Origin of the sequence: Pedobacter cryoconitis (assembly GCF_014207135.1) — a bacterium.
Lineage (GTDB): Bacteria > Bacteroidota > Bacteroidia > Sphingobacteriales > Sphingobacteriaceae > Pedobacter > Pedobacter cryoconitis_D.
In genome coordinates this window covers 73,571-99,073 of record NZ_JACHCC010000010.1, presented here as the reverse complement: position 1 = coordinate 99,073, position 25,503 = coordinate 73,571, and the positions used below count along the sequence as shown (strand labels likewise).

Sequence of the window (25,503 nt, the reverse complement as noted above, 5' to 3'; positions counted from 1 at the left end):
AAATATATCTGTCAGAAAAAAGGAGGATATTTTTCGTATTCTACTTGAAAACACTAGCTTACAGATTAAATTTAGATTAAAAAACTGCCAGCATATTTCTAAAAACACTGTCAAATCCCCCTATTGGCAAATATCAGGCCAAATAATATAAATATCAGGCTCAGATTAAAACGACAGTTGAAATTTTATCCCGCTATTCATCAATTGTAAATCCTGAGAAGAAAGTTTTCCAACCGGTATTTTAATGAATGGCTCGATACGAATATTATATTTATTAAAAAGAGTTTGCTGACGTCCGACAGAGAAATTAAAGAAACCCAGGTAACTATTACCTTTTAGATTTTTCTCTGACGTTGGCTCATCAACCTTTTCAACAAACAATGTTTTGTAAGTAGATGCATAACCAGTTTGCGGATCAACCCCCTGCTTATCAACCTGAGCAGTCTGCTCGAAAGTATTACTTCTTTTCTCACTGATTACGTTAAAATAAGATACACCTGCACTAGTATAAAAATGTTTATTTAGTTTAAAGACAAGAGCAATTGGAATATCTATCGCTTTAATATTTGCATCCACAGCAGTTAATTTCTTCTCGGATAATGTACTTACAGCCGCTACATCACCACCTCTTGAAGGTATTGTTCCACCAGCTTCCATTTGCAGGAAAGAAATACCGGAGCTTAATGAAAACTTATCAGATAAACGATAAGCCGTAGTCAGTCCCGCACCAAGATTCAAATTTGAACTGGTAGCTGCCGGCATTACCTGTACACCAAAATCCCATTTCGATAAATGCTCATTCTTTTTTATGGTACTGTTGACCGGAGTCTTCGATTCTGCCAGCAGGAATTCAGCCGTACTCAACTGATTACGTTTACCAGGAATAACCGTATCTTTTCTTAAACGTGATGGTACTGTCTGAATCTTACTTTCTGCTGCTACGACTTGCCCTCTTGCCACTTCAGCTACATCATCATTAAACAATCTCTCTTTACTGAATTGTCTTACAGCAGAATTCTGGTCTTTACGAATAATTTCCGGCTGAACCACCGCCGTCATCCTGTCAATTCCAGCAAAAGCATCCACCGCCTCTGATCCACGATCATATTGATTTTTACTAGCCTGCCCCTCTTTAATATGATAGTCCTTATTTGCAGCTATTACATCAACAGGTTTTTCATCTTCTACCGGTTTCTTTTGCGTTACATGATTCTCTGTACCCTTCTTCATTACAGTAACTGTTTTGGCTTTTTCCTGATGAAAAAACTTACTGAACATAAAAGGCAATACAGATAATAACAAAAGGAATACCGCAGCAATTTTTATCCATTGAGCAAAAAAAGGATATTTCTTTTTTCTAACCTTTGAAAATGACTCCCATTCTCCCGGCACATAGGTCTCCTCATAATCTTCGAAAAGATCTGCAATTCCCTTTATCAACTCTTTTTTAGGATCTTCCATCAGTTAATTTCAATACTTTTTTTATACAGTTCTCTCAATTTTTGCTTAGCCCTGGTCAGATAAGTACGGCTTGAGCTAACTGGTATCGTTAACATCGAAGCAATCTCATCATGACTAAAACCTTCAATCTCATAAAGATTAAAAACAGTACGGTGCAAATCCGGGAGCTCATGCAAAAGTCTCAGTATATCTTCAGCAAACAATTTCTCTTCCACCTCAACATATCCTGTTCCACCATCTTCATACTCTTCAATATAGGTCAGTGCCGACTTATTCGCTCTGATTTTATCCAAAGCGGTACGTACGGTAATTTTTGCCAGCCAGGCCTTAAAGGTTTTCTGAAAATCTATAAGATTATGATCGTGCCGAAAGTCATACATTGTCTTAAATGCCTTCATAAAACTATCATTTACCACTTCCTTTGCAGCATTCCGATCTTTAAAGTACCGGGTAGATATCCCCATCAGATAACCCCAGTAGTGGACATAAATACGTTCTTGTATACGATCATCACGGGTACTCAATCCCGCAATGATCTCCTGGAACATTGTATTTTTATTATCCACGCTTTGTTAAACCTATCTTATATGTCAATATACCTATTTTATACCCTGCGAAAACGCAGGCTGCAACCATCTCTATTTTTAACAGAACCGGATTACCAGCATAAACGCAGCTAATCCAATTAACGCTACAGCAAATCAATTTAAATTTAGAAATTTTAACAGATGCATTTATGATTCTTTACAAATCCCTCTTTATTTTGGACAATCCTGATCAAAACAGTCCACCGTCCCTATACAACCATTTTTAATCGATTTATTAAAAACGACTGTAGCGTTATGCTCTTCAGTCCCGTTTTACCTTCAAAAACAATTAATAACTTTTATTAAAAACAAATTTAACATGAAATCTAATCCTACTTTATTTTCGAAAAGCATTAAGAAATCTGCAGTGCTTATTGCAATATTTGGCACCGCACTTGCCTTTACTTCTTGTAAAAACGACGTATATCAGCCGGAAGAAGTTTCTGCCCTGTCAATCACCAATGCTTCGCCCCTAAAAGATTCAGTTGATTTCTTTCTGAACAACAGAAGAGTTAATAATACTGCACCATTAACTTTTGGAAAAACATTAGAGTATGTGCGCGTATTTCCCGGCACAACTAACGGAGCGCTGACAAAGCCTAATACAGCAAAAAGCTTTTATAGTGCAAACTTCAACCTGATTAAAGGACAATATCAGTCTCTTTATGTAGTAACTAAAGGCGATTCTACCTCTTTCTTAGTCTTAAAAGATGATTTTACTGCACCCGCAACGGGACAAAGTAAAATACGTTTTGTCAACCTTTCTTCTGATTCACCAGCATATGACCTGACACTGGATGCTGATACTACAGTTTTCACAAACAGAGCTTACCAGGCATTCTCTGCCTTTAAGAATGTGAAACCAACAAAGTATACAGCTACCCTGGTTAACACAGCAACCAAATCAGTTGTGGCTACTTTAAGTAATATTGACATCACTGCCGGAAATTTCTATACAATCTATGCCAAAGGATTAGTGAATACAACAGTTACAGCAAAACAAGTAAGCCTGTCTGCAAGCCAGCACAAATGGTAATTTCAGTCTAAGACATACAATTAAAGATTAAACCATCTGTGCCCAAAAGCCAGGTGGTTTTTTTATCTGCTACCCTGACGTAAAATAAATGCACCCAGCATTAACGCTACTGCTACTCCTGAAATGCCAGGAAACAAAACAAACAAATAAAGTATAGCACTTATCCCTGCAACAGCAAGAATAAATAACAATCCCTTTAATGGGGTTTCCATTTTAAAAGCAGCTATTGCTGTAAATAAATAAAAGGTGCCTGCAAGTATCGGTAAGAACATATACAAAGATGCCAACCTAATGTTAAGTTAATGTTAAGCATTCTTCATAATTTCATTTCAATGACAATTTGATCAGGCTAACAGGTATGGACGTTCCTGATATGTTTTCCATAAAAACTCTGCAAACAAGCTATTTGCCCTTGAATAAGCAGAACCTGTAAATTGTTTAGGATTATCCGGATCAAAAGATTCATGTAAAAGCCCTGTATCTCCATGACAAGTCTGCAGCATTTTCAAACAATTCCTGATTTCTTCATCGTCCGTGCTAGTGAGTCCTCTTGCGATGATACTCATTGGCCAGATCATGTGTTTGGTAATCCGCGGACTTCCTATACCTTCAGCAAGTTTCCCTTTATAATAAAAAGGATTACCTTCAGAAAGTAGCATTTTTCTTGTATTCAGATAAACAGGATCCGTCATAGATAAAGCGCCCAGATAAGGCAAAGCCAATAAGCTGGGAACATTTGCATCATCCATCAGATTATAGCTTCCCATTCCGTTAACTTCATAGGCATATACCTTTCCATAAACTTCATGTTCAACAATTGCGTATTTCTGCAAGGCCAGGCGTATTTCCAATGCCATAGCTTCCATGTCCTTTGCTACCTGTTCATCTGCCTTAATTATTCTGAAAAGCTCAGCAGCCTGACGCAGGCTCACTACAGCGAAGAAATTTGAAGGAATCAAAAAAGAGAAAACAGTTGCATCTTCACTCGGTCTGAAGGCAGAGCAGATCAAACCTACAGGTTTTACCGGATAGCCAAAACCTTCCATTGGTAAACTGTCTGTTGCCCATAAGGTAGTCCGCTGAAAATGATAGGGACCAGTATTTTCTTTTCGCTGCTGTTCTTTAAAAGTTTTTAAAATTGCCTTCATCGCATCCTGCCATTTCGCATCAAAAAAACTGGTGTCTTTAGTTTGCTGCCAGTACCTGTAAGCCAAACGGATAGGGTAACAGAGTGAATCAATTTCCCATTTACGTTCATGAACGCCAGGTAACATCATAGTCAGATCGTCTTTCATTGCCCCAATTTTAGCCGGGTCATTATAGAAAGAACTGGCGTAAGGATCTTTGATAATATATTTCACTTGCCTGCTGATCACTCCACCCACCAGGTTTCTCAGTCCTTTGTCTCTTCTTAAAAAAGGCAGAAAGGACCACATATGGACACTGCTATCCCTTAACCACATCGCATCTATATCACCAGCACTCAGATAAGTATCTGGCCTTCCATCCGTCGTTTCACTGTAGGTAACCAGATTATCCAAGGCGTTTGGAAAACAATTATTGAATAACCAGGCCAGTTCTTTATTTTTGACTTTTTCAGTAAATTCAGTAATCGCACCTTCTACTGCCCTACTTGTAAAACGACGTAATTCAATTGGTTTTCTTACTAACGGGAATTCAGGCTCAGCAGCAAATGACAACATTTTCCCTGAAACCATCGCAGCTGTTAAAAGGCCTGCCTTCTGCACAAAAGATCTTCTTTTCATCAATTAAAATAATCCTTCAATATTATATAAATTTTTAGAGTTTACCTAGCTGGTTATCCTGTCCAGTGTCATTTTCACCTTACTAAAAGCATACCAATTTCAGTCATTCCATATTTTATCTCTATTAAAAACTATATTAGCTATATGAACAGTTTTTACAAAAATTACAAGGGAATTATCTGGCTCATAGCTGGTATCGTCGCTGGAAGTCTAGCCGGATTCATTTTTGGTGAACGGGTCAAGATACTTAAACCAATCGGTGAAATTTTTCTTAATTTATTGTTCACAGCAGTTATTCCTCTTGTTTTTTTCTCTGTTGCTTCTGCAATTGGGAATCTTAAAGAAACAAATAAGCTCAATAAAATGATGGCTGTCATGGTGCTGGTATTTTTGTCAACAGTATTAATTTCCGCCTCCTTAACTATCCTGGCTGTGAGAATATTTCCTGTTCATGAACACATGACTAATACCCCCTTAACAGAAAACATAGTTAAGAAACCATTGGGAGATCAGCTTACACAATTACTCACTACCAGTGAATTTTTCGAATTACTATCCAGAAAAAGTATGCTGGCCATGATCATATTCTCCGTATTAACCGGATTCGCTACACTACGTTCGGGTAAAGATGGGTTGGCTTTTTCCAGTTTTCTGAATTCGGGTAATGAGGTTTTCAAAAATGTATTTACTGTGATCATGAAGATGGCACCTCTTGGATTAGGTGCTTATTTTGCTTATCAGGTTGGTGTTTTTGGTCCTCAGCTTTTCGGTACTTATGCCAGGTCATTAGGATTATACTACGGAACAGGTGCATTTTATTTTGTGGTTATATTCACACTCTATGCATTCATAGCAGGTGGAGTAAAGGGGATCAAAAAATACTGGAACAATAATATTATTCCTTCAGCAACCGCAATTGGTACCTGCAGCAGTATTGCGAATATACCTGCCAATTTAGATGCCGCAAAAAAAATCGGCATACCCGATTATATAGCCAATGTAACCATCCCGTTGGGTGCCACATTACATAAAGATGGATCCAGTATTTCTTCAATTATAAAAATGGCAGTTGTATTCGCTTTGTTTGGCAAAAGCTTTGACAATATAGAGACTATAATGATTGCTTTGGGAATGACCATACTGGTCAGTATAGTTGAAGGAGGAATACCCAATGGAGGTTACGTAGGTGAACTACTGTTTATTTCTGCTTATGGTTTCCCTCCAGAGGCATTACCGCCGGCGATGATCATCGGAACATTAGTTGATCCGATGGCCACCTTATTAAATTCTACCGGCGATACTGTAGCAGCGATGTTAGTTACCCGTTTTACGGAAGGTAAAAACTGGCTGGCTACAAGGGCATAAAACCATTTTCAATATTATCGTCATGTAATCCTATTACCGAATAATGTCTCGGCAGGTACCAGGTTACAGTCTGCATCATATTTCTGTAGTGAACTTCACTTTCAAAACGTTCAGGAGTAATATTAAAAGCCAGATCCTGCTTTAGCTCTTCTCCGATTTTACGAGCCATCAATAAAACTTTAGGTCCTTCAATACCATTCAGTTCAAAAAAGTCTTTAAGTAATTTTCTGGTTTCCGAAGGCAATACGGTTTCAGCAGGCTGGCCTACCATAATCTCTTCCCCTTCCTCAACAATCTCTTCTTCTGTAGTACTACTGATACTGAACTGACTATCTTCGGCTGTAAAAAACCCACCATTCAAATGATAGTTTAAAATATCACCATAAGACAGCACCCAGTCAGGCTGTCCTTCTCCCGGATTGATCACAATACCATATCCTCTTTCCAGAATAAAATCACCCATCATTCTCTCAATTACAAAAGACTGATATTCTTCACCCGGTTTGGGAACAAATAGTTGAAAATAAGGAAATCCATCCGGTCCGGCAATAACCTGTGGCGTTCCGCAGCGCAGACTCGCCATAGGCAGGTCAGTTAAAAAACGATCCACCCAATCTACATCTCTTTGCTCCATTGGTACAGCCAGCAATACAGCCAGCATCTCTGTTTTTTCTAAATCTCCAAGAAACTCCTGAGGTAATTTTTGTTTTCCCGATCCAGCAACAGACTCTGTTTCAGAAACTTTCTCAGTACCGTCTTCCTTTGTTGTTTCAGTCTTTTTGAAAATATCGAATAATCCCATGTAATATTAATTTGCAAACCTGTCCGGTGTATCCATCAGGCGCAATCCAAATTTAGCAAAATATAGATAAATAGAGTGCTAATTGTACATATAGTATCAAAATCGAAGATTCCTGTTAAAAAATCACTCTTTACATCTCTGATGCTTTTGCTTATATAAAGTCAGTTTCAGTCCTTCATATAAACAAAATATTTAGATCCGACAGGTAATTGTGGCTGAGCGACTAATTCACCCAGTGCGTCCGCAATATAAGTTAGTATATTAGAACTTAAGGGTGATACTGGAGAAGGACCACAATCACCAGCATAAATAGCACATACAGAAGCACCACTAACACAACCAGGTTTACCAGTAATTACGTGATAACTCTTAGCCACTGTTATATCATCAAACGCTCCACCTACGTTGGCATACCAGCATTTTGCCATAATATCAGGATATCTTTATAGATCAAAAAATATCAAAAAACTTTAATTCAATCCTACTCTATTCTGGGTTTTCGGCTTCTCCCACATCTTTACAAAAACCATCCAAATTTTCAGGTAACTCCAGTGTTAAGTTCTGCAGGAATTATTAATAACAACTCCTGCAGAACTTAATCTTATTATGGATTTCTCAAATAAACAAAAAGCTTAGAAAAAATGGGGAGCTGGGGCTCAGCCACTAGATTGGATAGACCATCATGAATGTATTTTACTATATTAGTACTCAAAGGTGATACTGGAACAGTTCCACAACCCATTGCATAGATAGCGCATATTTGAGTACCATCCAAACAACCAGGCGTTTGGTGCAGCAATCTATAATTTCCAGCTAAAGTCGGATCACCAGTTCCACCAAAAGCATACCAGCATCTTGCCATAATAATTATACTTTTATAAATCAAAAAGCATTAAAAAACTTTAGTTAAACCTACTCTGTCCTGGGTTTTCGGCTTCTCCCACATTTTCATAAAAACCATCCAGATCCTAAGGTAATTCCGGAACTAATAATTTAAGACCAGAGTATAATCAATCCACTAAAAAACAATACAATAACTATTTAAAAACTGATCTGGATGGTACTCAAATTTACACTCAATCCTCCCTATATTACAGGGTCATAGGTCTCATAAAAATGTCAACTGTTTTTTCAATATCTTCTGCTGATTCTGGTAGCCAGAATATTTCAAAAAAAGGCTTTGCCACGCCTGCTTATTAATTTATTTTTTACCTTTAGCCATGCATAATCTTCACTTGTCCGAACTTTATATTTACCCTGTTAAATCCCTGGCAGGTATCAGTCTGAAAGAATCCCTGATAGAAGAAAAAGGACTGCAATACGACAGAAGATGGATGTTAATCGATGAAGAAGGAACATTTATCAGTCAAAGAAAATACCCCGAGCTTGCACTTCTTCAGGTAGATCTTGGCGACTCCAGACTCACGATTACTCACAGAAAAAAAACCAACCTGACGATATCGTTCAGTTTTGACGAAAACACAGGAAAAGAAATTGATGTTAGTGTATGGGGTACTGATTGTACAGGTGTTGAAGTAAATCAAAAAATAAGCCTCTGGTTTTCGGAGCTACTGCAGACAAATGCAAGACTGGTACAAATGCCCGAGACAGACAGAAGATTAGTAGACCCCCGCTACGCACAGGATAACGAAGTGGTGAGCTTTGCTGACGGATACCCCTGCCTGATCATCAGTCAGGCTTCCCTTGATGGTCTAAATGAAAAACTACAACAAGCAGTCCCTATGGACCGGTTCCGTCCTAATTTTGTTTTCACAGGAGGAGATCCCCATATAGAAGATACTTTTAATAAGTTTTTTATTGGTGAGACACAATTCAGTGCTGTAAAACCCTGTTCCAGATGTGTATTGATTACTGTAGATCAGCAAACGGCAACAAAAGGGCCAGAACCCTTAAAAACACTGGCTGGATACCGTACTATAAATAAAAAAATCATGTTCGGGCAAAACCTGATTCATAAAGGTTCAGGTATAATACGGGTTGGTGACCAGATCAGGGTCAGCGAGTGGAAACCGACAAGTTAAAAACTTCAGCCATGCCTATCTTAAGCGTAAATGAATCTTTTAAACTTATCCCTTTATAATGTGCCAGAATGATGCGGATAACCCCACCATGCGTAACAACAGCCACCTTTTGATAAGGCTCCTGTAAAAGCCTGTTCCAGAATAAAAAAACACGCTGCTGCATTTCCAGCGTGGTCTCCCCCTCTGGTGGCGAAAGATTAACAAAATCTTCCATCCAGCGATCACATTCAGTCCGGTCAATCGTATCCCAGGTTTTCCCTTCCCAGTTGCCAAAGTTCAGTTCATATAGTCCTGGGTCTTCCTTATAAACAGGCTTAATTGCAGCTGCAAGCCTGGTACATCTTGATGAAGGACTGGAATAGACTCCATCTAATCCATCAGGAAGCTGTTTCAGAATTCCCTGGCTTTCCGCCACAAAATCAGTTGCCAGTGGAACATCCGTCCTCCCATAAATCAATCCCTTTTCAATCACTGGAGTCGTATGTCGGATCAGATAAATTTCCATATCAGAATATAAGCCAAATAGATAATAACCTCAGTCATTTGCTGAACTGCCCCCAGACAATCACCGGTATATCCACCTATCCATTTCTTAAAATATTCACCAAGATACAGACTAAAAAGTACTACCGGTACAATCGTCAGAAACAGCAAAGGTTGCGCTAAGTAAATAGCCATAATCACCAATGGGATTAGCATAAAAACACCTGCCAGGATTAAATTTAAAGATTTTCCTTTAGCTACCGCCCCACTCGCTTTACTCTCTTCAATCCGGGCATAACTATGATTAAAAACCACCGTTATAGCAGCAAACCTGCTCAATGAATGAGCCACTATAAATAACCCAATCACTTTAAGTGTACCAGCATCAATAAATGTCTCGGTAAACAACTGTAACAAAGCAGCGAATTTAATACCGAGCAATAAAATAAGTCCTACCACTCCGTAAGTGCCCAGGCGGCTGTCCTTCATAATATCCAGAATCTTTTCTTTTGCCCATCCACCGCCAAATCCATCACAGACATCCGCAAAACCATCCTCATGAAATGCTCCCGTTAACAGCACAGAAGCTACCATAGAGAGCAGTACTGCTACAGGATCACCAAACAACCATCTTGCAGCTATAAAAACACAGGCAGTGACTAATCCCGTTATCCAGCCAATGACTGGCAGATACCGGATGGAATCTGGCAGATAATGCGCATTGTCCTGATGTACAAAAGCTGGGGCTGGTAGCCGCGAATAAAACGATAATGCTGTAAAAAAAAGTCTCAGCTGTTTATTCATCAGGATTTATTGGTTATCGAAGCACTTTCAAAACTCGCCATTTCATTCAAAAAATTAACAGCACTTTTTAATAAAGGATAAGCTAACGCACAACCAGTTCCTTCTCCCAAACGAAGGCCAAGACCCAATAACGGCTTTGCATCCAGTTGAGCCAATAATAAACGATGCCCCTTTTCATTTGATTCATGACAAAAGACAGCTTTATGTTTAATTTCAGGATCAATCCGGCTGGCACAAAGAAAGGCAGCAGTTGCAATAAAACCGTCAACTAATACAACCATATTCTTTTCAGCAGCAGCTAACATTGCACCAGTCATTTCCAATAATTCGAAACCACCAAAATAGGCCATCAGTTCAAAAACATTAGCTGTACCTGTATAATTAGCGACTGCCTGTTCCAGGATAGCTTGCTTTCTTAATAATTGCTCATCATTTAGTCCTGTTCCTCTTCCGATACAATCAGCAATTGGCAGACCGCACAATTTGCTCATCAGAACTGCTGCGCTTGAAGTATTACCAATACCCATCTCTCCAAAACCAATTACGTTACACCCTTTTGCAGCGATAACATCAACCACAGCTTTTCCATTCAGTAAACACTGCTCAGCCTGTTCAGAAGTCATAGCCGGCCCCTGCAAAAAAGAAGCTGTTCCTTTAGCAATTTTTCCATCCCCCAAAGGCAAATTCCTCTCAAAATCATAATTCACCCCTGCATCGACAACCTGAAGATGAATATCATGTTGCCTGCAAAAAACATTAATTGCGGCACCACCGTTTAAAAAATTAAGCACCATTTGCCTCGTTACCTCCTGTGGAAAAGCGCTTACACCTTCCATCGCTATCCCATGATCCGCTGCAAAAACAACCAGGTGCGGGTTTAACAATTGCGGTGTTGTCGTACCCAATATACTGCCAATTTGCGAAGCTAATGCTTCCAGCATCCCTAAAGCCCCTATAGGTTTGGTCTTATTATCTATTAATTTCTTGAGCTCTTCAGCAATCATAATTATTTATTTTAAACTCAGGGGCAGTCCTGACACCATAAAAACTGCTTCATTGGCTTTTGCTGCGACATACTGATTTGCCCAGCCCTGCAGATCTGCAAACTGACGTCCCACAGGAGTATCGGCATGCAGTCCCATCCCCAGTTCATTAGAAATGACGATAAAAGTACCTGGAATTTCTATCAACTGGTTAATTTCTTTTTTAAAATCAGCCAGTGCTAAATCAATATCATTGTCATGATCCAGAAAAAAATTGGTCAGCCATAAGGTTACACAATCTATGACCACCACACGATCCTTCAGTGGTAAAAGATGCAGGTCACGGTATGCTTCAAAATTAGTCCATTCCGATCCCCTGTCTTCCTGATGACGTTTGACACGTTCATGAAAATCCTCATCCCATATTTTGGCCGTAGCCACATAAACCGGATCAGCACATAATTCCTTTGCCCGCTTTTGTGCATAGGAGCTCTTGCCGCTTCGCACCCCGCCTGTTACGAAAATCAACATAAATTAAGGTTTTACTGGTGGATTACTTTCCTTAAACCGTTTATAAAGAAACAACTGCCATTTTTCCTCAGCTACCCCTGCTTTATCCATCTCTGCGCGCGAAAGCGTAAAAAACAAATCAGACAAACGGTTAATATACGCTGGAATCGTTTCACCCACTTCATCAGTTTTGATTAAGCTCACCAGTCTTCTCTCCCCTCTTCGCATTTGTGTTCTGACCATATGGCAAAGTGCAGAAATCTCATTTCCACCCGGCAGAATGAAATAATCAGAAGGATGTGTCATTGCATTTTCCAGTTCATCAATCCATGTCTCACAAAAAACAGGACCATCAACCGGCATAGGGTTAGTATTTATTTTAGTTGTATCCGAAGGACGTGCAAGATGAGACATCATATCCATCAGATCTTTCTGAATTTTGTGAAGATTACTTTGCCATTCATGTTTCTCCCCCAGTTTTACCCGGAGCATACCTATTGTTGAATTTACTTCGTCCAGTGTACCCACACATTCTACACGCACATCATCCTTATCAACACGTTTCCCGCCAAAAAGCCCTGTAGTTCCCTTGTCTCCTTTTTTAGTATATATCTTCATTCAGATTTTAGTTAAGCCAATTATAAGCAGCACAATTTTAACAAATAAAAACTAAGGGTCTCTTTAAATTTACAAACAATTTTATCTGATGATACCTGAATACACGCTGAATACATCAAAAAAACACAGAATTAAATTGAGCAAACGTTTGCGCGGTCATAAAGCTGTTCAATTGTTTAAGTTTGGTTCATAGCATACAATCCTGAACCTAAAATCACAAATGAAACGACTAATTTTATGCGCCATAACTTCCCTTTTCATTGGAAAGTCTTTTGGCCAGAAACCCGTAGCTGATCCAAAAATATTCTGGTCAGAGAACTTCAAATCTGGAAAATTACCTGAAGGATGGAAAAACGTTGACAACAGCACACAAAACATCGAGTGGCTGGTCACTAATCAACCTTACCCGGGTTCCTACCAATACCAGCAGCAAGCTCCCCCGATTGCTTCTAAAAGCCGTGGATATCACCTGCAGTTCCAGGCAGGTTATTTTGTAGATGAAGATCAGCCCCGCTGGATTAAAAAGAACTGGCATCCAGACACCTGGATGCAGACTAAAAGTATAGATTGTTCCGGTAAATCATCCGTCATCCTTCGTTTTCAGCAAACCTTCAGGTACAACAATGAGTCTGCCGGCCCGGGAGCTGGTTTATTTGTCGGTGTCAGTACCGATGGAGTAAAATGGACGGATTATAATGTCATGAACAATGCCCCTGCAGCTAAAGACATGTTTACCCCTATTAATCAGGAACTTAATATCACTAAAACAGCCGCAAACCAGCCAAAAGTATATCTACGATTTTATTGGAAAGGCTATTACAGCTGGTATTGGATGATTGACGACATAGAACTTGATGAAGCTTATAGCAAAGACCTGGCAATAGGTCGCCTGACCTCACATAACGAAGAAGAGAACACTTTTACTAAATCCGATGTACTAGCGGTAACCGTTAAAAACAGTGGGACTGAGACCATTAAATCGGCCTTCAGTGTCTTTTGTACCCTGGATGGCAAAAAAGAAATTTCGATTGTGGTACCTGCCACTAAAAAAGGCATAGCACCAGGTGAAGAGGTTACTGTGAAACTTCCGGCTACCGATCTGACAGACCGGCCAATGCACGCACTGAATTTTCGCCTGAAATATGAAGCCGACGAAAAAACATCCAACAACAATCTCCTGGTTAAAATTAATGCAAAGGAAACCAGTATAGGGAACCTGACTGGTTTTAAAGCAAATGGTAACGAATTCAATATCTCAGCAGGACTTTCTGCCTTTAAAGTGATATTTTACAGCAATGATATTTTCAGAATCTGGATGGCTCCTGATGGAGAATTCACCAATCCTGCAGCCAATGATATCGTCGTTAGTTATGCGGTTAAAAACCCAACCATAGCCTCTGCTGACAAGGGAAATTATTACCAGCTTAAAACTGCGGACTGTGTTGTAAGAGTTTACAAAAGCCCTTTACGCTTTGCGATGTACGATGTTACAGACAGCAAAGTAATCTGGGAAGAGTCTGAGCCTATGTCTTTCGGTGCACATACCAAACAAAGTATGAAACGCCAGGCAGATGAATACTTTTATGGTTGTGGGATGCAGAATGGTTATTTCTCACACCGGGACAAAGATATACTCATTGAAAAAGGTAACGGATGGGATGATGGAGGAAGAGCTAACCCCGCTCCTTTCTATCTGTCTACCGCAGGTTATGGAGCTTTCAGAAATACTTTTGATGTAGGTAAATACTCATTTAAAGAGAATCTGCAATTCACTCATAATGAAAACCGTTTCGATTGTTTCTATTTTTATGGTCCTTCATTAAAACAGATTTTAAACGGATATACTCAGATTACCGGACGTCCGTTTTTAATGCCGCGCTGGGCATTGAGTTTAGGCGATGCCAACTGTTATAATCGTGGATCTAAAGGAAACGAAAGTAAAAACTATAAAGGAACCGGTACTACAGGAACTACTCCTGATGTTATTAAACTGGTTGCTGATAAATATGTAGCCAATAATTTTCCGCGTGGCTGGATCCTGCCAAATGATGGTTATGGTTGCGGTTATACCAAACTGGATTCCACAATCACAGAATTACATAAACGAGGGTTCTATACTGGTCTATGGACTGAAAACGGAGTAGATAAAATCGCTAAGGAAGTAGGACAGTACGGTTCCCGTTTAGCCAAACTCGATGTGGCCTGGGTTGGCCCTGGTTATAAATATGCCTTAGATGGCTGTAAAGCTGCCTATGAAGGCATCGAGAATAACAGTGATGCCCGTGGTTTTATCTGGAGTGTAATGGGATGGGCTGGAACTCAGAGATATTCTACAGTCTGGTCAGGAGACCAGAAAGGAAACTGGGAGTATATACGTTTTCATATACCAACTGTTATAGGCTCAGGTCTGTCGGCTCAGAATGCAGCTACGGGAGATGTTGATGGTATCTTTGGCGGCAGTGACTCGACTTATGTAAGAGATCTTCAATGGAAGTGTTTTACCCCTGTACTGATGGTCATGAGTGGCTGGTCTAAAAAAGACAAGCAGCCATACAACTTCGGCGAGCCCTATACTGCTATCAACAGAAAATATCTGCAGCTTAAGATGAGAATGACTCCTTACATGTATACTTTATGTGAAGAAGCTCATGAAACCGGTATACCAGCTTCAAGAGCAATGGTACTGGAATATCCTGATGACCAGGTTACATGGGATAAAAAAACACAGTATCAGTTCATGAACGGAACTTCTCTGCTAGTAGCACCTGTATATAAAAGCGAAGCCAAAAGAGACAGTATATACCTGCCAAAAGGCAACTGGACAGATTACTGGAGTGGTAAAATTTATTCTGGAAATACCTGGCTGAATAACTACGAAGCTGGTTTGGAGAAACTTCCCCTGTTTGTAAAAGAAGGAGCAATTATACCTATGTATCCCCAGATGAATTACGATGGAGAAAAGAAAACAGACAGCCTGACCCTGGATATTTACCCTTTCCAGAAATCATCTTTTGATTTATACGAAGATGATGGATTAACCCGTGAACATCGTAACGGAGCATTTGCCAAAACGCTGATTGAAGTAGATGCGACAAAAGATATTAATCTTCAGATAAATGCTGCCAGAGGAGATTTTAAAGGTCGTAATACTACAAGGGTATATTTAGTAGATATTCACCAGACAAGAGTACCTAAAAAGGTTTACGTTAATAGTAAACAACTTAAAGCTTATGTCAACAAAGAAAGTTTCGATAAGGCAGCAGCCGGATACTATTTTGATCCGAATGATAAAGCTGGAATTGTACATATCAAAACAGAACGGTTAAGTACAACCGTATCACAGCTGATCAGTTTGAAATAGAAATTGTAAGATTTACTAAAAAACCGCTTAAGCCCCAGCAGGCCTAAGCGGTTTTTCCTTAGAGATTAACAGTTTTAGAAACTGATATTATATCTTAAAGCGAAGTTTCTTCCTGCAAGGTTAAACCCTCTTTTTTCATAATAATTTTCATCCGTAATATTGTTTACCAGGAAGGTAACAGTATGTCTCTTCATGTAAGTATAACTGGCGCCGAAATCAGCAACCATAAATTCAGGATAAACGATTTCAGGATATTTAGGGTCATTGAAATCTGTATCCTTCCGTTTTCCGACATACCTGCCACTTAAACGCAGATCGAGACCTTTTAAGTTATTGAACTCAAAACCATAACTGGAAGTAAAATTCGGAACATTATAAATGTCCTTACTTGTTTGCGTGCCATTAGCTGCAATAGTTACTTCTTTAGCTTTAGATGATTTTGTAGCATTAGCAAAAAGTTTCAGTGAATAATCTTTTGCTGCCAGTGTTCCGAAATCCCAGGCAAACTCGGCTTCAAAACCATTGATATTAGCCTTATTTGCATTAATATAAGTCATGCTGGTTCCAATTGGAACTCCGTCAGGTGTATTTTGAGGAGGATTTGGTACAGTAGTTTGCGTAGTGATCCGGTCTTTTACATAAGTATTGTAATAAGTGAAATCTGCTGTCAGTCCCAAATCAGATTTGCTGAATCTCAAACCAGCATCCCACGAAATACTATTTTCGTTCTTCAGGTTAGGATTTCCCTGGATCACACTTGCTTTACCATTACTTACCCGCTGAGAATAACCAGCAACATTATAAGCATCTGGCGTCACAAAAGCTCTTCCCGTACTAGCATGTAGCGTAAATAACTTACTTAAAGCATATTGCGCTGCTAAACTAGGACTAAAGAAAGGATTCGTTTTTTTACCTGGCGTATAAGTAGTTAACAGTGGTGTTTGTAATACATTATAAGTAATCAGATCCAGACGTACCCCCGGATTAATCACTAGTTTATTATCCAGGAAATTAAGTTGTCCCTGAATATAGGCAGCAGCCGATGACAGGCTATAGTTTGGTGAATACGGTGCTGAACCAGAACCATCTGGATTGAAACTTTGTGACTTAGTCAATGCATTACTATAATCTAAACCAAAAATCAGTGTATGTTTACCTAAAGTATAAGCATCTTTTGCCTGGATACCTTTCCAGCTGGTTGAACTTTTATAAGAACCATAAGGTGCAAGTAAACCATCTGCCTCTGTCAACAGCGTATAGTTCAGGTTATTTTCGTTTGAAGTATAACCCTTTAAAGACAAATGATGCTGATCTATATTACCAGTAAGTGTTGCTTCTTCATTATGACGTTCAATATCTTTAGTACTGGGCTGACTGTTCCCGAAGAAGATATCACTTGGTGCTTCTACATTTTTAGCTGCAAAACGCTCCCCTCTCACATCCAGTCTCCAGTTAGGATCAATCTGGTAACCTAATCTCAGACTTCCAGAATTGTAAGTCAGTTTCGTATAATCGCGTCTTAAGCCATCCGAACGTTTATCATCCACAACAGCACTAGTCCCGTCAGCATAGTTTTCAACTGCTGTACCTGCATTTAACCATTTCCTGAATACATTTCCTTTCCCCAGCTTCATATTCTCCGCCCTGTCGAAATTCTGGAACGTTAAATCAAAATCCAGTTGTTTAGTGATATTACCTCCGGCAGCAGCTCCCAACTGAGTAGTCTGGTAAGAACCATATTGCGCATAAACATTTCCATGAATATCACCAGTCGATTTTTTAGTAATAATATTAATTACACCACCCATAGCCGATGAGCCGTATAAAGCAGAAGCCGGACCTTTCAGTATTTCAATCCGTTCAATATCAGCAGGATTAATTGTAGCAATACTTACCGTACCAGCCGGACGGCCGTCAACAAGTAATAATGAACGCTGATTTAAACCACTGGTCTGAGGTCTGAAACCACGGATACCAATACCAGAAGACAGGCCCGGATACTGGATAATACTTACCGAAGAATTTTTCTTCAGCAGGTCTGTTACTTCCAGTGAAGGAGTCAATGCCATAGCGGCCTTCGTAATTACCGTCATACTTTGCGGTACATTACTTCTTTTAGTTTCTGTTCTCAATGAAGTCACCACAACTTCGTCAAGAGAATTAGTCCTTAAAGTATCTGCCTTTTTCTCCTGAGCCCAGGCTGGGCTACTGAGTAAAACAGTGCCAAAAAGCAAGTTTTTAAAAGACAATAAGGGTAGTTTTTTATTCATGTTTAGTATATCTAGTTTTTAAATTTTAATTGTATCAAGAAATTCACGCAGTGTGGTATAGACAGCCCGTTTCCCGTTATCATCAACCTCCCAGACCGGATGATTGTCCTCACCAGAAACCGTCAGTTTTTTTTCAGCAGCAGCTGAAATACTGAAACCATTTCTGATCAGTGCTTTTCTTGTCCAGAAAGCAGCAGTACTATCTCCCGTCACACTAATCGTCTGTTTACCCGCATAATGGATATTAAATGTACCCGTCGCAGCATCAAATTCTATTTCATCTTTATTAAAAGCATGCTGAAAAGCCCCATTCAAGACCAGTTCTTCCGGCAGCCCCGCATCCAGACGTCCGCCACTACTCATCAGCCAGATCCGGTCAGCTACCTGTAAAGCAAGGTCCAGTTCATGTGTAGAGAGTAAAATAGCTTTATCCGTTTCTTTAGCCAGCTGATGTAATAAACGCATCAGTTGAATACGACTTGGCAGATCAAGGTGAGCAGTAGGTTCGTCCAGTATGATCAGAGGTGTATCCTGAGCCATTGCCCTGGCCAGCATTACTTTCTGACATTCTCCATCACTCAGGCTATCTATTTTCCTACCTAAAAAAGCACCTGTACCAGTCGCTTTAATGGCCTGATCAATAACTAGTTTATCATGGTCAGTTAATATACCTAACCAGCCTGAATAAGGATAACGCCCCAATGCAATCAGCGAGTAGACGTCCAGATTAGCAGATCTCACATTATCGGTCAGCACCAGGCTTATTTTCTGAGCGATCTGAGAAGGTTTCATCTGTCTGAGATTCTTCTCTTCCAGTTCAATTCTTCCCTCAATTGGTTCTTGTAACCCCGAAATAGTTCTGAGCAAAGTAGATTTGCCACAACCATTCGGGCCTAATAAACAAATCATTTGACCAGCATATAAAGTTAAATCGAGCGGGCCGGCAACAGCTTTTGATTGGTTTCTACCCGAACGATAACCAACTGTTAAACCCGAGGTCTGTAATAATATTTTTTGACCAGCCATCAGAACCCCCTTAATTTTTTTGGTCCTGCAATAACCCAGATCACGACAGGAGAACCCACCAATGCGGTAATCACATTAATAGGAAGTACAGTCTGACTACCTGGCAATTGTGCTACAATATCACAGACCAGCATCAATACTGTGCCAATCAGACAGCAGACAGGTATCAGCATACGATGATTTGAAGTACCGAACAATGCCCTGGCCAGATGTGGAACAGCGATACCGATAAACCCTATCGGTCCGCAGAAGGCAGTGATTCCTCCTGCTAAAATACTCGTACTGGCTATAACCAGGATCCTTGCACGTTTTACCGTCAGCCCCATGCTACGTGCATAATTATCACCCAAAAGCAAAGCATCCAGCAATTTGGAAGATAAAAAAGAAATTAAAAGACCAGCAGACACCACAATGGCAAGAATTAGTAACTGCCCACCTGTAACCCCGCCAAGAGAACCAAAAGTCCAGATCAGATAATCTTTAATCAGTTCCGGAGAGCTGAAATATTGCCAGATACTGATCACTGAAAATGTAATATTACCAAGCATTACACCTACAATCAAAACAATCACATTGTCTTTTAAAGAAGAAGAAATTCCCACGATCAGGATCATAATCAGAGCCGCTCCCAGAGAGGAAGCCAGTATAATCAACCAGCTGCCCGAAATCCCCAGTTCTTTAATCGTATAAAGACTGGTTATACTACCGGCCGAGAGCATGACTAATGCGACGCCCAGACTTGCCCCGGCTGTGATACCTAAAACTGAAGAATCAGCTAAGGGATTCCTGAATAAAGTCTGCATTTGCAGACCACAGACCGACAACCCGCAGCCAACAATTATTGCAGTCAAAGCCTTTGGCAGCCGGATTTTTTCAATAATATATACCCAGGTATCGTTTCCGCCATCAGGTGTAAATAAAACTTTGATAACATCCTTCAGCGGAATATGGACAGAGCCCATAGCCACATCCAGTAAAAACGCTGCCACCAGCAGTGACAACAGGACTAAAATTTTAATCTTATTCAATGGTTTGAGAATTAATTCAATTGCTTGTAATACACAAGCTCATGATTCAACTTAAGTTCAGGATGAAGAATCTTGATCAGGTCACCCAGGATGAGTTGAGGATTAACAGCACCCGACTCCCAGTAATCATTTGAACCTATATCGTTGACTTTTTTGTTGTTATTATAAATCTGACCGGTTTTGAAAGCTCTGAAATCAGCAAAACGGGTATCCGTAGCTTTGATCTCATTTTTAGATTGCATAGTTCCTGTATTTATCCAGAAATCAGCTTTTAATGCGATTGGAGCAACAGCTTCAAAATTGAACGGCATACTCCCCTTTCCATGTGCATCAGCCCATTTGTAGCTGGCACCTGCATCCTTAAGAAACTTCACCATATAGTTATCCCCATCGGGCACATACCAGGTCCCTTTATAAGGCATATTAACAATTACAGTTGGAAAACTAACTGCTTTTCTACCAATTTCGGCCAAACGGTTATATTCTTTTTCTACTGCCTCAAATTTCGCATTGACCAGTGTCTCTTTATCCATTAATGCAGCCATCAGCTTCACCCATTCTGCCCTGCCAAGAGGTGTGGTTTCCAGCCATTCCGAATTCAGCATTACCGGTACTCCTGCTCCGGTCAGTGTTTCATATTTGTTGAATTTAGCATCGGGGTTCCCCATGACCATCACCAGATCAGGTTTCATGCTAATCAATATTTCGTTGTTCATGGTACCATCTATCCCGATTTCCTTCACTTTACCAGCGGCTATATTTTTTCTTACCGCCGGAGAGTTTACATATAACATACTGCCCAGGCCAGTAATCGCATCAGCAGAACCTGCAAATTCCGCCAATGCAATATGCATAGAAGACATGGCTACTAAACTTTTAACAGGAATCTGTATCAGCTGCGCTTTTTTATAACCTTCAGGAGCTTTAACTCCTTTTTTCAGAAGCACATACTGAACAGTATCAGCATGAGCGCCTGAGCCAGAATAGATACTCACCAGTTTATAGGTATCGTAATAATCTATATTAAATCCTTTAGCATATTTAATTTCTGCACTGCCGGTTTTTGCAGAGGTGTGTTTTTGACCAGATGGTTGCTGTTTACAAGAGGTAATCAGCAACAGGGATAATATCAGACAGGGAAGTATTCCGCTGAAAGAACGATAATTTAGTTTTCTCATCATAAAGTTTAGCCTTTCTTCCGAAAGCATTTAATAACTAGTTATATGGCAGGTTTTCTGACTTCCTCAAAACTGAGGTTTACAGTAGCGGAGACTGTTCTGGATTCACACCAGATTCCCTATTAAAACATTTCATACAAAATGTTGCCTTATTGATGCAAACCTAACAGAAAAAAATGAAAATGATGAATGTTGTTTATTATTTGATAAAATCCAGTACATAAGCAGCACGCTGAGATGCTGATAGTTTAGGTACATCAACAATTTCAAATCCGCAAGAGATATAAGTTTCCCGGATAGCCGAATGAATACCGGCCGCTTCTTCAAAACTCTGCCAGCGTTCACTGTCATGTACATAAATTTCTTCCCAGGGAGGGAGAATAAAAACCAGCTGTTGATAAGGATGTCCAGCTAAAGCTGCATAATAAGCTGGTGTTACTTCCAGTCCGGCGACCTTCAGGTAAGCCATAATATCAGGAATACCCCTGTCAAAAAAAGAGACCAGGTCTGCTGGTACCTGCTCCCAGGCAGTGATCATATCAGCCAGAACCTTAGTTGAAAAACAAGAAATATCCAACCAGGGCAGACATGAAGAGCCTTTCGCTGTTTCCTGTATAATCATCTTCCTGGATACTTCCTCCGAACAAAAATAGCCCATTTGTTCCAGTTCGGTAATCAGAGTCGACTTTCCAGACCCCGGACCTCCGCTGATAATATATTTACCGGGTAAGCTAATCATGAACAGCTGCTATAACTGAAAAAAATAAATCGCCATTGATAATACCATCAGTAAACATACACTCTGATTAATACTACTTACCGTTTGAAATTCTTCGTGTTTGATTTCTCTGTTATTCGAGCCTATGATAGGTTTATCCACCAGTATTCCATGATACACATTAGGTCCTCCAAACTGTACATCCAGGATTCCTGCCAGGGCTGCTTCAGGATAACCTGCGTTAGGACTTTTATGCTGATGACCATATTGAAGAACAAACCGCCAGCCACGCAGGCTAAAGGTCACTAATAACATCAGTATTGTAGTAATTCTAGCAGGGATAAAGTTGGCAACATCATCCAGACGGGCGGCAAACTTGCCAAAATATTCATAACGGTCATTGCGATACCCTACCATAGAATCCATGGTATTAATCATTTTATAAGTCAGCATCCCCGGGATACCAGCTATAAAGTAGAAAAACAATGGAGCAATCACTCCATCACTTAGATTTTCCGACATGGTTTCCAGTACTGCAACACGAATCTGCTGTGAATCAAGATTGGAAGTATCCCGTCCGACAATTCTTGACAGTCGTTTCCTCCCTGCTTCCAGCCCCTGATATTTCAGCGCGTCAAACACTTGCTTACCTTCGGCTATCAACCCTTTGTTAGCCAGCGCATAATACACAAATGCTGTAGCAAAAAGAAAATAAACAGGAACACTATGACTGAGCATGAAATGAATTAGAAAATAAAAACAAAAAAATGTAGCGGAACATAAAACCAATACCATCAGCATCCCCTTAATAAATCTGAATTTGCCTTTATTGAGCTGTTTTTCTGCAAAGGAAATCAGACTCCCGAAAAGTCTGACCGGATGTGGCAGACCTTCGGGATCGCCAAATATCAGATCCAGCAGATAACCTGCCAGTAAAGGAATAATAATGATTATATATGTTTCCATTCAGCTAAAGCATTAATCAGTAATTGATTTTTACTCTTGTTTAAAGTAGCAATACGAAGATGGCTTTCTGTAAGTCCTCTGAAATTTCCCGCATCACGGATCAATATATTAAATTCTTTTAGTAAAAACTGCTTTAATGCGGCAGCCGTATACCGATTTGTTCTCGCCAGGAAAAAATGGGTATGACTTGGATAAACTGTGAGTGGGCTATCAGCCAGTGCATTGACAAAATCTGTTTTGTCTGCCAGTACCTGCGCAGCGGGAAACTGTAATTTCTCATAATGGTCAAAAATGTAGTGACCGGCAGCAATAGCCAGTGTATTCACAGACCAGGGCATTTTATAAGAACTTAACCGCTCAATCAGTGAAGTACCAGCTGCAATATATCCAAGTCTTAGTCCAGGGATAGCATAAGCCTTGGTCATAGACCTTAAAACAATCAGGTTATCATATTTACTAACCAAATCAATCACCGAAGTAACAGAAAAAGTAAACTCAATAAATGCTTCATCCACAATAAATAATATTTCCGGATTGTTTGTTATCGCTAACTCCAGAGCCGTAAACACTGCCCCGGTAGGATTGTTGGGATTACAGATAAACAATAAATCAGTATCAGGCAAAGTTTCATTTTCCAGTTCTGCCCATGACAGGAAACTGAGCTGATGTTGAAATATGCGGCAAGCATCTTCATATTCTGCAAAGGCAGGGATAGTTATCGTTGACCGGCTTTGCTGAAAAGCCTGGGCAACCAGATAAATACTCTCCGTACTCCCATTAGTCACCAGGATATTCTCGGTAGAAAAACCATAAAATCCAGCTATTTTTTCCCTGAGACTTTCTGCAAGAACTTCAGGATAACGCTGCACCTTTTCCCATTGCTGGAAAAGATGCTCTTTTAACCCATCTGGTGCTCCGCCATACCATACATTCGTACTAAAATCGGCAGCTAATTCTTGTTTGTATAGATAGCCGTCATCTCCGTGTCCCTGAAGCATATTATTATTTATTCTTTGATCTGCTGATAAACCTGTTCAATATCCAGGTTTTCTCTCAATAATGCAGCTAATTTATCATATTGTTCACTTCGGAATTGCAGATAATCAACCGATTCTACCTGTATATCTGTATATGGAGCAACCAAATCATTAATAACCACCTGATTGTCTAAAATCCCATGCAAGTAAGAACCCCAACACTTTTCCGACAAAAAACAACCATCCGGATGCTGTCCGTCCAGAAAAGCTACAGCTTTATTCTCACCGCAAACCTTAGTTTCGCCCATATGAATCTCATAACCTATACATTCTTCGGTGAAATCTCTATAAGTAAAGACGCATTGTCTGGTCATTTTTTCGCTCAGCAATACAGTTTCTACAGGTAAAATATTCAATCCGGCTACCTCCCCGGCATCAGATTCGACTTGCCCCGGATCTTTAATCATCCGGCCCATCATCTGGTATCCACCACAAATTCCAATAACCGTTTTACCCTGCTGATGCGCAAGAATAATTGCATCTGCAAGACCATTATTACGGAGTTCCTGAAGATCTTCAATCGTATTCTTACTTCCGGGTAGAATAACAATATCTGCATCAGCAATACCTTTGACAGTATGCGTATAATACAGGTTTACCCTGCTGTCTTTATCCAGGCGGTCAAAATCAGTAAAATTAGACATCCTGCTGAGTAAAACCACTGCTATATTCACCTGACCAGCTACTGCCTGGTTACGTTTTTGTCTGAGCGACACGGCATCTTCTTCTTCTATAAAAATATCTTTGAAATAAGGGACAATCCCAATGACCGGAACACCACATAATTCTTCAATCATCTCTTTCCCATCCTGAAAAAGAGCTGCATCCCCTCTGAACTTATTAATAATAATTCCTTTGATACAAGCTTTTTCTTCAGGTTCTAATAAGGCCATTGTTCCATAAAGACTTGCAAAAATCCCTCCTCTGTCAATATCTGTAATCAGATAAGTTGCTGCTCCGGCGGCTATGGCCATCCGCATATTGGTAATATCCCGCTTTTTAAGATTAAGTTCTGATATACTCCCCGCGCCTTCCATAACAATGGGCGAATAACGGGAAGCCAGACGCTCGTAGGCTTGTCTGACTTCTACAAAAAGCGCAGTACGGTCACCAGATAAAAAGTACTCCTTTGCACTTTGATTACCAATAGATTTTCCGTTCAGGATAACCTGTGCAGTCTGATCATTGGTTGGCTTAAGCAGAACCGGATTCATATCGGTATGACATGGAATACCCGCTGCTTCGGCCTGTACAGCCTGAGCCCGGCCTATTTCCAGCCCCTGCGGCGTAGCGTAACTATTCAGCGACATATTCTGTGCTTTAAAAGGTGCCGGATGATAACCGTCCTGTTTAAAGATCCGGCAGAATCCGGCAGTAATTACACTTTTACCTACGTCCGATGAGGTACCAACAAACATGACCGGTCTGAGCTTGCTTTGAATTTTCATGAATTGCAAGCTTA

General features: G+C 40.0%; 23 protein-coding genes and 1 riboswitch. Of the genes, 4 read left to right on the top strand and 19 right to left on the bottom strand.

The genetic code is table 11. The features are described 5' to 3' along the window. Positions 1-165: 165 nt before the first annotated feature. Together HDF25_RS18565 and HDF25_RS18560 are read right to left on the bottom strand one after the other, a co-directional pair. Positions 166-1,461: a hypothetical protein gene (locus HDF25_RS18565; RefSeq protein WP_184627514.1), complete on the bottom strand. Its 1,296-nt coding sequence runs from the start codon at positions 1,459-1,461 to the stop codon at positions 166-168. Next, a complete protein-coding gene (locus tag HDF25_RS18560) occupies positions 1,461-2,009 on the bottom strand; it encodes an RNA polymerase sigma factor (RefSeq protein ID WP_184627512.1) in 549 nt (182 codons plus the stop codon). The genes HDF25_RS18565 and HDF25_RS18560 overlap by 1 nt, the downstream gene beginning before the upstream one ends. A 358-nt stretch (positions 2,010-2,367) precedes the next feature. Between HDF25_RS18560 and HDF25_RS18555 the strand changes: the two genes are divergently transcribed. Further along, complete coding sequence (locus HDF25_RS18555; RefSeq protein ID WP_184627510.1) at positions 2,368-3,084, top strand: DUF4397 domain-containing protein; 717 nt, start codon at positions 2,368-2,370, stop codon at positions 3,082-3,084. Between the two features lie 62 nt (positions 3,085-3,146). Here HDF25_RS18555 and HDF25_RS18550 read toward each other — a convergent pair whose 3' ends face one another. Together HDF25_RS18550 and HDF25_RS18545 are read right to left on the bottom strand one after the other, a co-directional pair. Continuing rightward, on the bottom strand, positions 3,147-3,296 hold the full coding sequence (locus HDF25_RS18550; RefSeq protein ID WP_184627508.1) for a hypothetical protein: 150 nt from the start codon (positions 3,294-3,296) through the stop codon (positions 3,147-3,149). A 132-nt stretch (positions 3,297-3,428) separates the two neighbouring features. Continuing rightward, positions 3,429-4,850, bottom strand: a complete 1,422-nt coding sequence (locus HDF25_RS18545; RefSeq protein WP_184627506.1) for a glycoside hydrolase family 125 protein — start codon at positions 4,848-4,850, stop codon at positions 3,429-3,431. Between the two features lie 144 nt (positions 4,851-4,994). Here HDF25_RS18545 and HDF25_RS18540 point away from each other — a divergent pair, with 144 nt between their 5' ends. Next, positions 4,995-6,215, top strand: coding sequence for a dicarboxylate/amino acid:cation symporter (locus tag HDF25_RS18540; RefSeq protein WP_184627504.1), 1,221 nt, complete (start codon positions 4,995-4,997; stop codon positions 6,213-6,215). On the opposite strand, the gene HDF25_RS18535 is transcribed toward HDF25_RS18540, so the two are convergent. Continuing rightward, complete coding sequence (locus HDF25_RS18535; protein ID WP_184627502.1) at positions 6,202-7,017, bottom strand: hypothetical protein; 816 nt, start codon at positions 7,015-7,017, stop codon at positions 6,202-6,204. The genes HDF25_RS18540 and HDF25_RS18535 overlap by 14 nt on opposite strands. A gap of 167 nt (positions 7,018-7,184) precedes the next feature. Next, positions 7,185-7,445 carry a hypothetical protein gene (locus HDF25_RS18530; RefSeq protein ID WP_184627500.1) on the bottom strand — a complete coding sequence of 87 codons (261 nt, stop codon included), beginning with the start codon at positions 7,443-7,445 and terminating at the stop codon, positions 7,185-7,187. Positions 7,446-8,237: 792 nt separating this feature from the next. Here HDF25_RS18530 and HDF25_RS18525 point away from each other — a divergent pair. Beyond that, on the top strand, positions 8,238-9,059 hold the full coding sequence (locus HDF25_RS18525; RefSeq protein WP_184627498.1) for an MOSC domain-containing protein: 822 nt from the start codon (positions 8,238-8,240) through the stop codon (positions 9,057-9,059). On the opposite strand, the gene cobC is transcribed toward HDF25_RS18525, so the two are convergent. The 5 genes from cobC to HDF25_RS18500 are packed head-to-tail and all read right to left on the bottom strand — an operon-like array spanning position 9,034 to position 12,457. Beyond that, positions 9,034-9,564 (bottom strand): alpha-ribazole phosphatase, encoded by a 531-nt coding sequence (cobC, locus tag HDF25_RS18520; protein ID WP_184627496.1) that lies wholly within the window; start codon positions 9,562-9,564, stop codon positions 9,034-9,036. The two genes, HDF25_RS18525 and cobC, sit on opposite strands and share 26 nt — an antisense overlap. Continuing rightward, entirely contained in the window at positions 9,549-10,346 is a 798-nt protein-coding gene (locus HDF25_RS18515; protein WP_184627494.1) for an adenosylcobinamide-GDP ribazoletransferase, read from the bottom strand. The genes cobC and HDF25_RS18515 overlap by 16 nt, the downstream gene beginning before the upstream one ends. After that, on the bottom strand, positions 10,346-11,350 hold the full coding sequence (gene cobT, locus HDF25_RS18510; protein ID WP_184627491.1) for a nicotinate-nucleotide--dimethylbenzimidazole phosphoribosyltransferase: 1,005 nt from the start codon (positions 11,348-11,350) through the stop codon (positions 10,346-10,348). Before cobT ends, HDF25_RS18515 begins: the two co-directional genes overlap by 1 nt. 6 nt (positions 11,351-11,356) lie before the next feature. Further along, a complete protein-coding gene (locus HDF25_RS18505; RefSeq protein ID WP_184627489.1) occupies positions 11,357-11,860 on the bottom strand; it encodes a bifunctional adenosylcobinamide kinase/adenosylcobinamide-phosphate guanylyltransferase in 504 nt (167 codons plus the stop codon). A 3-nt stretch (positions 11,861-11,863) separates the two neighbouring features. Beyond that, positions 11,864-12,457 carry a cob(I)yrinic acid a,c-diamide adenosyltransferase gene (locus HDF25_RS18500; protein ID WP_184627487.1) on the bottom strand — a complete coding sequence of 198 codons (594 nt, stop codon included), beginning with the start codon at positions 12,455-12,457 and terminating at the stop codon, positions 11,864-11,866. 220 nt (positions 12,458-12,677) lie between these two features. Between HDF25_RS18500 and HDF25_RS18495 the strand changes: the two genes are divergently transcribed. Then, complete coding sequence (locus HDF25_RS18495; RefSeq protein ID WP_184627485.1) at positions 12,678-15,818, top strand: TIM-barrel domain-containing protein; 3,141 nt, start codon at positions 12,678-12,680, stop codon at positions 15,816-15,818. Between the two features lie 74 nt (positions 15,819-15,892). On the opposite strand, the gene HDF25_RS18490 is transcribed toward HDF25_RS18495, so the two are convergent. From HDF25_RS18490 to HDF25_RS18455, 8 genes are all read right to left on the bottom strand, one after another. After that, on the bottom strand, positions 15,893-18,088 hold the full coding sequence (locus HDF25_RS18490; protein ID WP_184627483.1) for a TonB-dependent receptor: 2,196 nt from the start codon (positions 18,086-18,088) through the stop codon (positions 15,893-15,895). A gap of 18 nt (positions 18,089-18,106) precedes the next feature. Beyond that, the gene (locus HDF25_RS18485; protein WP_184627481.1) at positions 18,107-19,114 is read right to left on the bottom strand and encodes an ABC transporter ATP-binding protein; all 1,008 of its coding nucleotides are present in this window, start codon (positions 19,112-19,114) and stop codon (positions 18,107-18,109) included. After that, complete coding sequence (locus HDF25_RS18480; protein ID WP_260409407.1) at positions 19,114-20,142, bottom strand: iron ABC transporter permease; 1,029 nt, start codon at positions 20,140-20,142, stop codon at positions 19,114-19,116. The genes HDF25_RS18485 and HDF25_RS18480 overlap by 1 nt, the downstream gene beginning before the upstream one ends. 11 nt (positions 20,143-20,153) lie before the next feature. After that, positions 20,154-21,323, bottom strand: coding sequence for an ABC transporter substrate-binding protein (locus tag HDF25_RS18475; RefSeq protein WP_221450952.1), 1,170 nt, complete (start codon positions 21,321-21,323; stop codon positions 20,154-20,156). 26 nt (positions 21,324-21,349) lie between these two features. After that, positions 21,350-21,487, bottom strand: a riboswitch (cobalamin riboswitch). Positions 21,488-21,519: 32 nt separating this feature from the next. Beyond that, positions 21,520-22,059 carry an AAA family ATPase gene (locus HDF25_RS18470; RefSeq protein ID WP_184627479.1) on the bottom strand — a complete coding sequence of 180 codons (540 nt, stop codon included), beginning with the start codon at positions 22,057-22,059 and terminating at the stop codon, positions 21,520-21,522. Between the two features lie 9 nt (positions 22,060-22,068). Beyond that, positions 22,069-23,004 carry an adenosylcobinamide-phosphate synthase CbiB gene (gene cbiB, locus HDF25_RS18465; RefSeq protein WP_184627477.1) on the bottom strand — a complete coding sequence of 312 codons (936 nt, stop codon included), beginning with the start codon at positions 23,002-23,004 and terminating at the stop codon, positions 22,069-22,071. Continuing rightward, positions 22,989-24,002 carry a pyridoxal phosphate-dependent aminotransferase gene (locus tag HDF25_RS18460; RefSeq protein ID WP_184627475.1) on the bottom strand — a complete coding sequence of 338 codons (1,014 nt, stop codon included), beginning with the start codon at positions 24,000-24,002 and terminating at the stop codon, positions 22,989-22,991. The genes cbiB and HDF25_RS18460 overlap by 16 nt, the downstream gene beginning before the upstream one ends. An 8-nt stretch (positions 24,003-24,010) precedes the next feature. Beyond that, positions 24,011-25,489, bottom strand: a complete 1,479-nt coding sequence (locus tag HDF25_RS18455; RefSeq protein WP_221450951.1) for a cobyric acid synthase — start codon at positions 25,487-25,489, stop codon at positions 24,011-24,013. Positions 25,490-25,503 lie beyond the last annotated feature (14 nt).

Bases quoted from the DNA above. Each gene is read 5' to 3' on its own strand.
- HDF25_RS18565 (WP_184627514.1), bottom strand. From the start codon at position 1,461: ATGGAAGATCCTAAAAAAGAGTTGATAAAGGGAATTGCAGATCTTTTC.
- HDF25_RS18560 (WP_184627512.1), bottom strand. From the start codon at position 2,009: ATGTTCCAGGAGATCATTGCGGGATTGAGTACCCGTGATGATCGTATA.
- HDF25_RS18555 (WP_184627510.1), top strand. From the start codon at position 2,368: ATGAAATCTAATCCTACTTTATTTTCGAAAAGCATTAAGAAATCTGCA.
- HDF25_RS18550 (WP_184627508.1), bottom strand. From the start codon at position 3,296: ATGGAAACCCCATTAAAGGGATTGTTATTTATTCTTGCTGTTGCAGGG.
- HDF25_RS18545 (WP_184627506.1), bottom strand. From the start codon at position 4,850: ATGAAAAGAAGATCTTTTGTGCAGAAGGCAGGCCTTTTAACAGCTGCG.
- HDF25_RS18540 (WP_184627504.1), top strand. From the start codon at position 4,995: ATGAACAGTTTTTACAAAAATTACAAGGGAATTATCTGGCTCATAGCT.
- HDF25_RS18535 (WP_184627502.1), bottom strand. From the start codon at position 7,017: ATGGGATTATTCGATATTTTCAAAAAGACTGAAACAACAAAGGAAGAC.
- HDF25_RS18530 (WP_184627500.1), bottom strand. From the start codon at position 7,445: ATGGCAAAATGCTGGTATGCCAACGTAGGTGGAGCGTTTGATGATATA.
- HDF25_RS18525 (WP_184627498.1), top strand. From the start codon at position 8,238: ATGCATAATCTTCACTTGTCCGAACTTTATATTTACCCTGTTAAATCC.
- cobC (WP_184627496.1), bottom strand. From the start codon at position 9,564: ATGGAAATTTATCTGATCCGACATACGACTCCAGTGATTGAAAAGGGA.
- HDF25_RS18515 (WP_184627494.1), bottom strand. From the start codon at position 10,346: ATGAATAAACAGCTGAGACTTTTTTTTACAGCATTATCGTTTTATTCG.
- cobT (WP_184627491.1), bottom strand. From the start codon at position 11,350: ATGATTGCTGAAGAGCTCAAGAAATTAATAGATAATAAGACCAAACCT.
- HDF25_RS18505 (WP_184627489.1), bottom strand. From the start codon at position 11,860: ATGTTGATTTTCGTAACAGGCGGGGTGCGAAGCGGCAAGAGCTCCTAT.
- HDF25_RS18500 (WP_184627487.1), bottom strand. From the start codon at position 12,457: ATGAAGATATATACTAAAAAAGGAGACAAGGGAACTACAGGGCTTTTT.
- HDF25_RS18495 (WP_184627485.1), top strand. From the start codon at position 12,678: ATGAAACGACTAATTTTATGCGCCATAACTTCCCTTTTCATTGGAAAG.
- HDF25_RS18490 (WP_184627483.1), bottom strand. From the start codon at position 18,088: ATGAATAAAAAACTACCCTTATTGTCTTTTAAAAACTTGCTTTTTGGC.
- HDF25_RS18485 (WP_184627481.1), bottom strand. From the start codon at position 19,114: ATGGCTGGTCAAAAAATATTATTACAGACCTCGGGTTTAACAGTTGGT.
- HDF25_RS18475 (WP_221450952.1), bottom strand. From the start codon at position 21,323: ATGATGAGAAAACTAAATTATCGTTCTTTCAGCGGAATACTTCCCTGT.
- HDF25_RS18470 (WP_184627479.1), bottom strand. From the start codon at position 22,059: ATGATTAGCTTACCCGGTAAATATATTATCAGCGGAGGTCCGGGGTCT.
- cbiB (WP_184627477.1), bottom strand. From the start codon at position 23,004: ATGGAAACATATATAATCATTATTATTCCTTTACTGGCAGGTTATCTG.
- HDF25_RS18460 (WP_184627475.1), bottom strand. From the start codon at position 24,002: ATGCTTCAGGGACACGGAGATGACGGCTATCTATACAAACAAGAATTA.
- HDF25_RS18455 (WP_221450951.1), bottom strand. From the start codon at position 25,489: ATGAAAATTCAAAGCAAGCTCAGACCGGTCATGTTTGTTGGTACCTCA.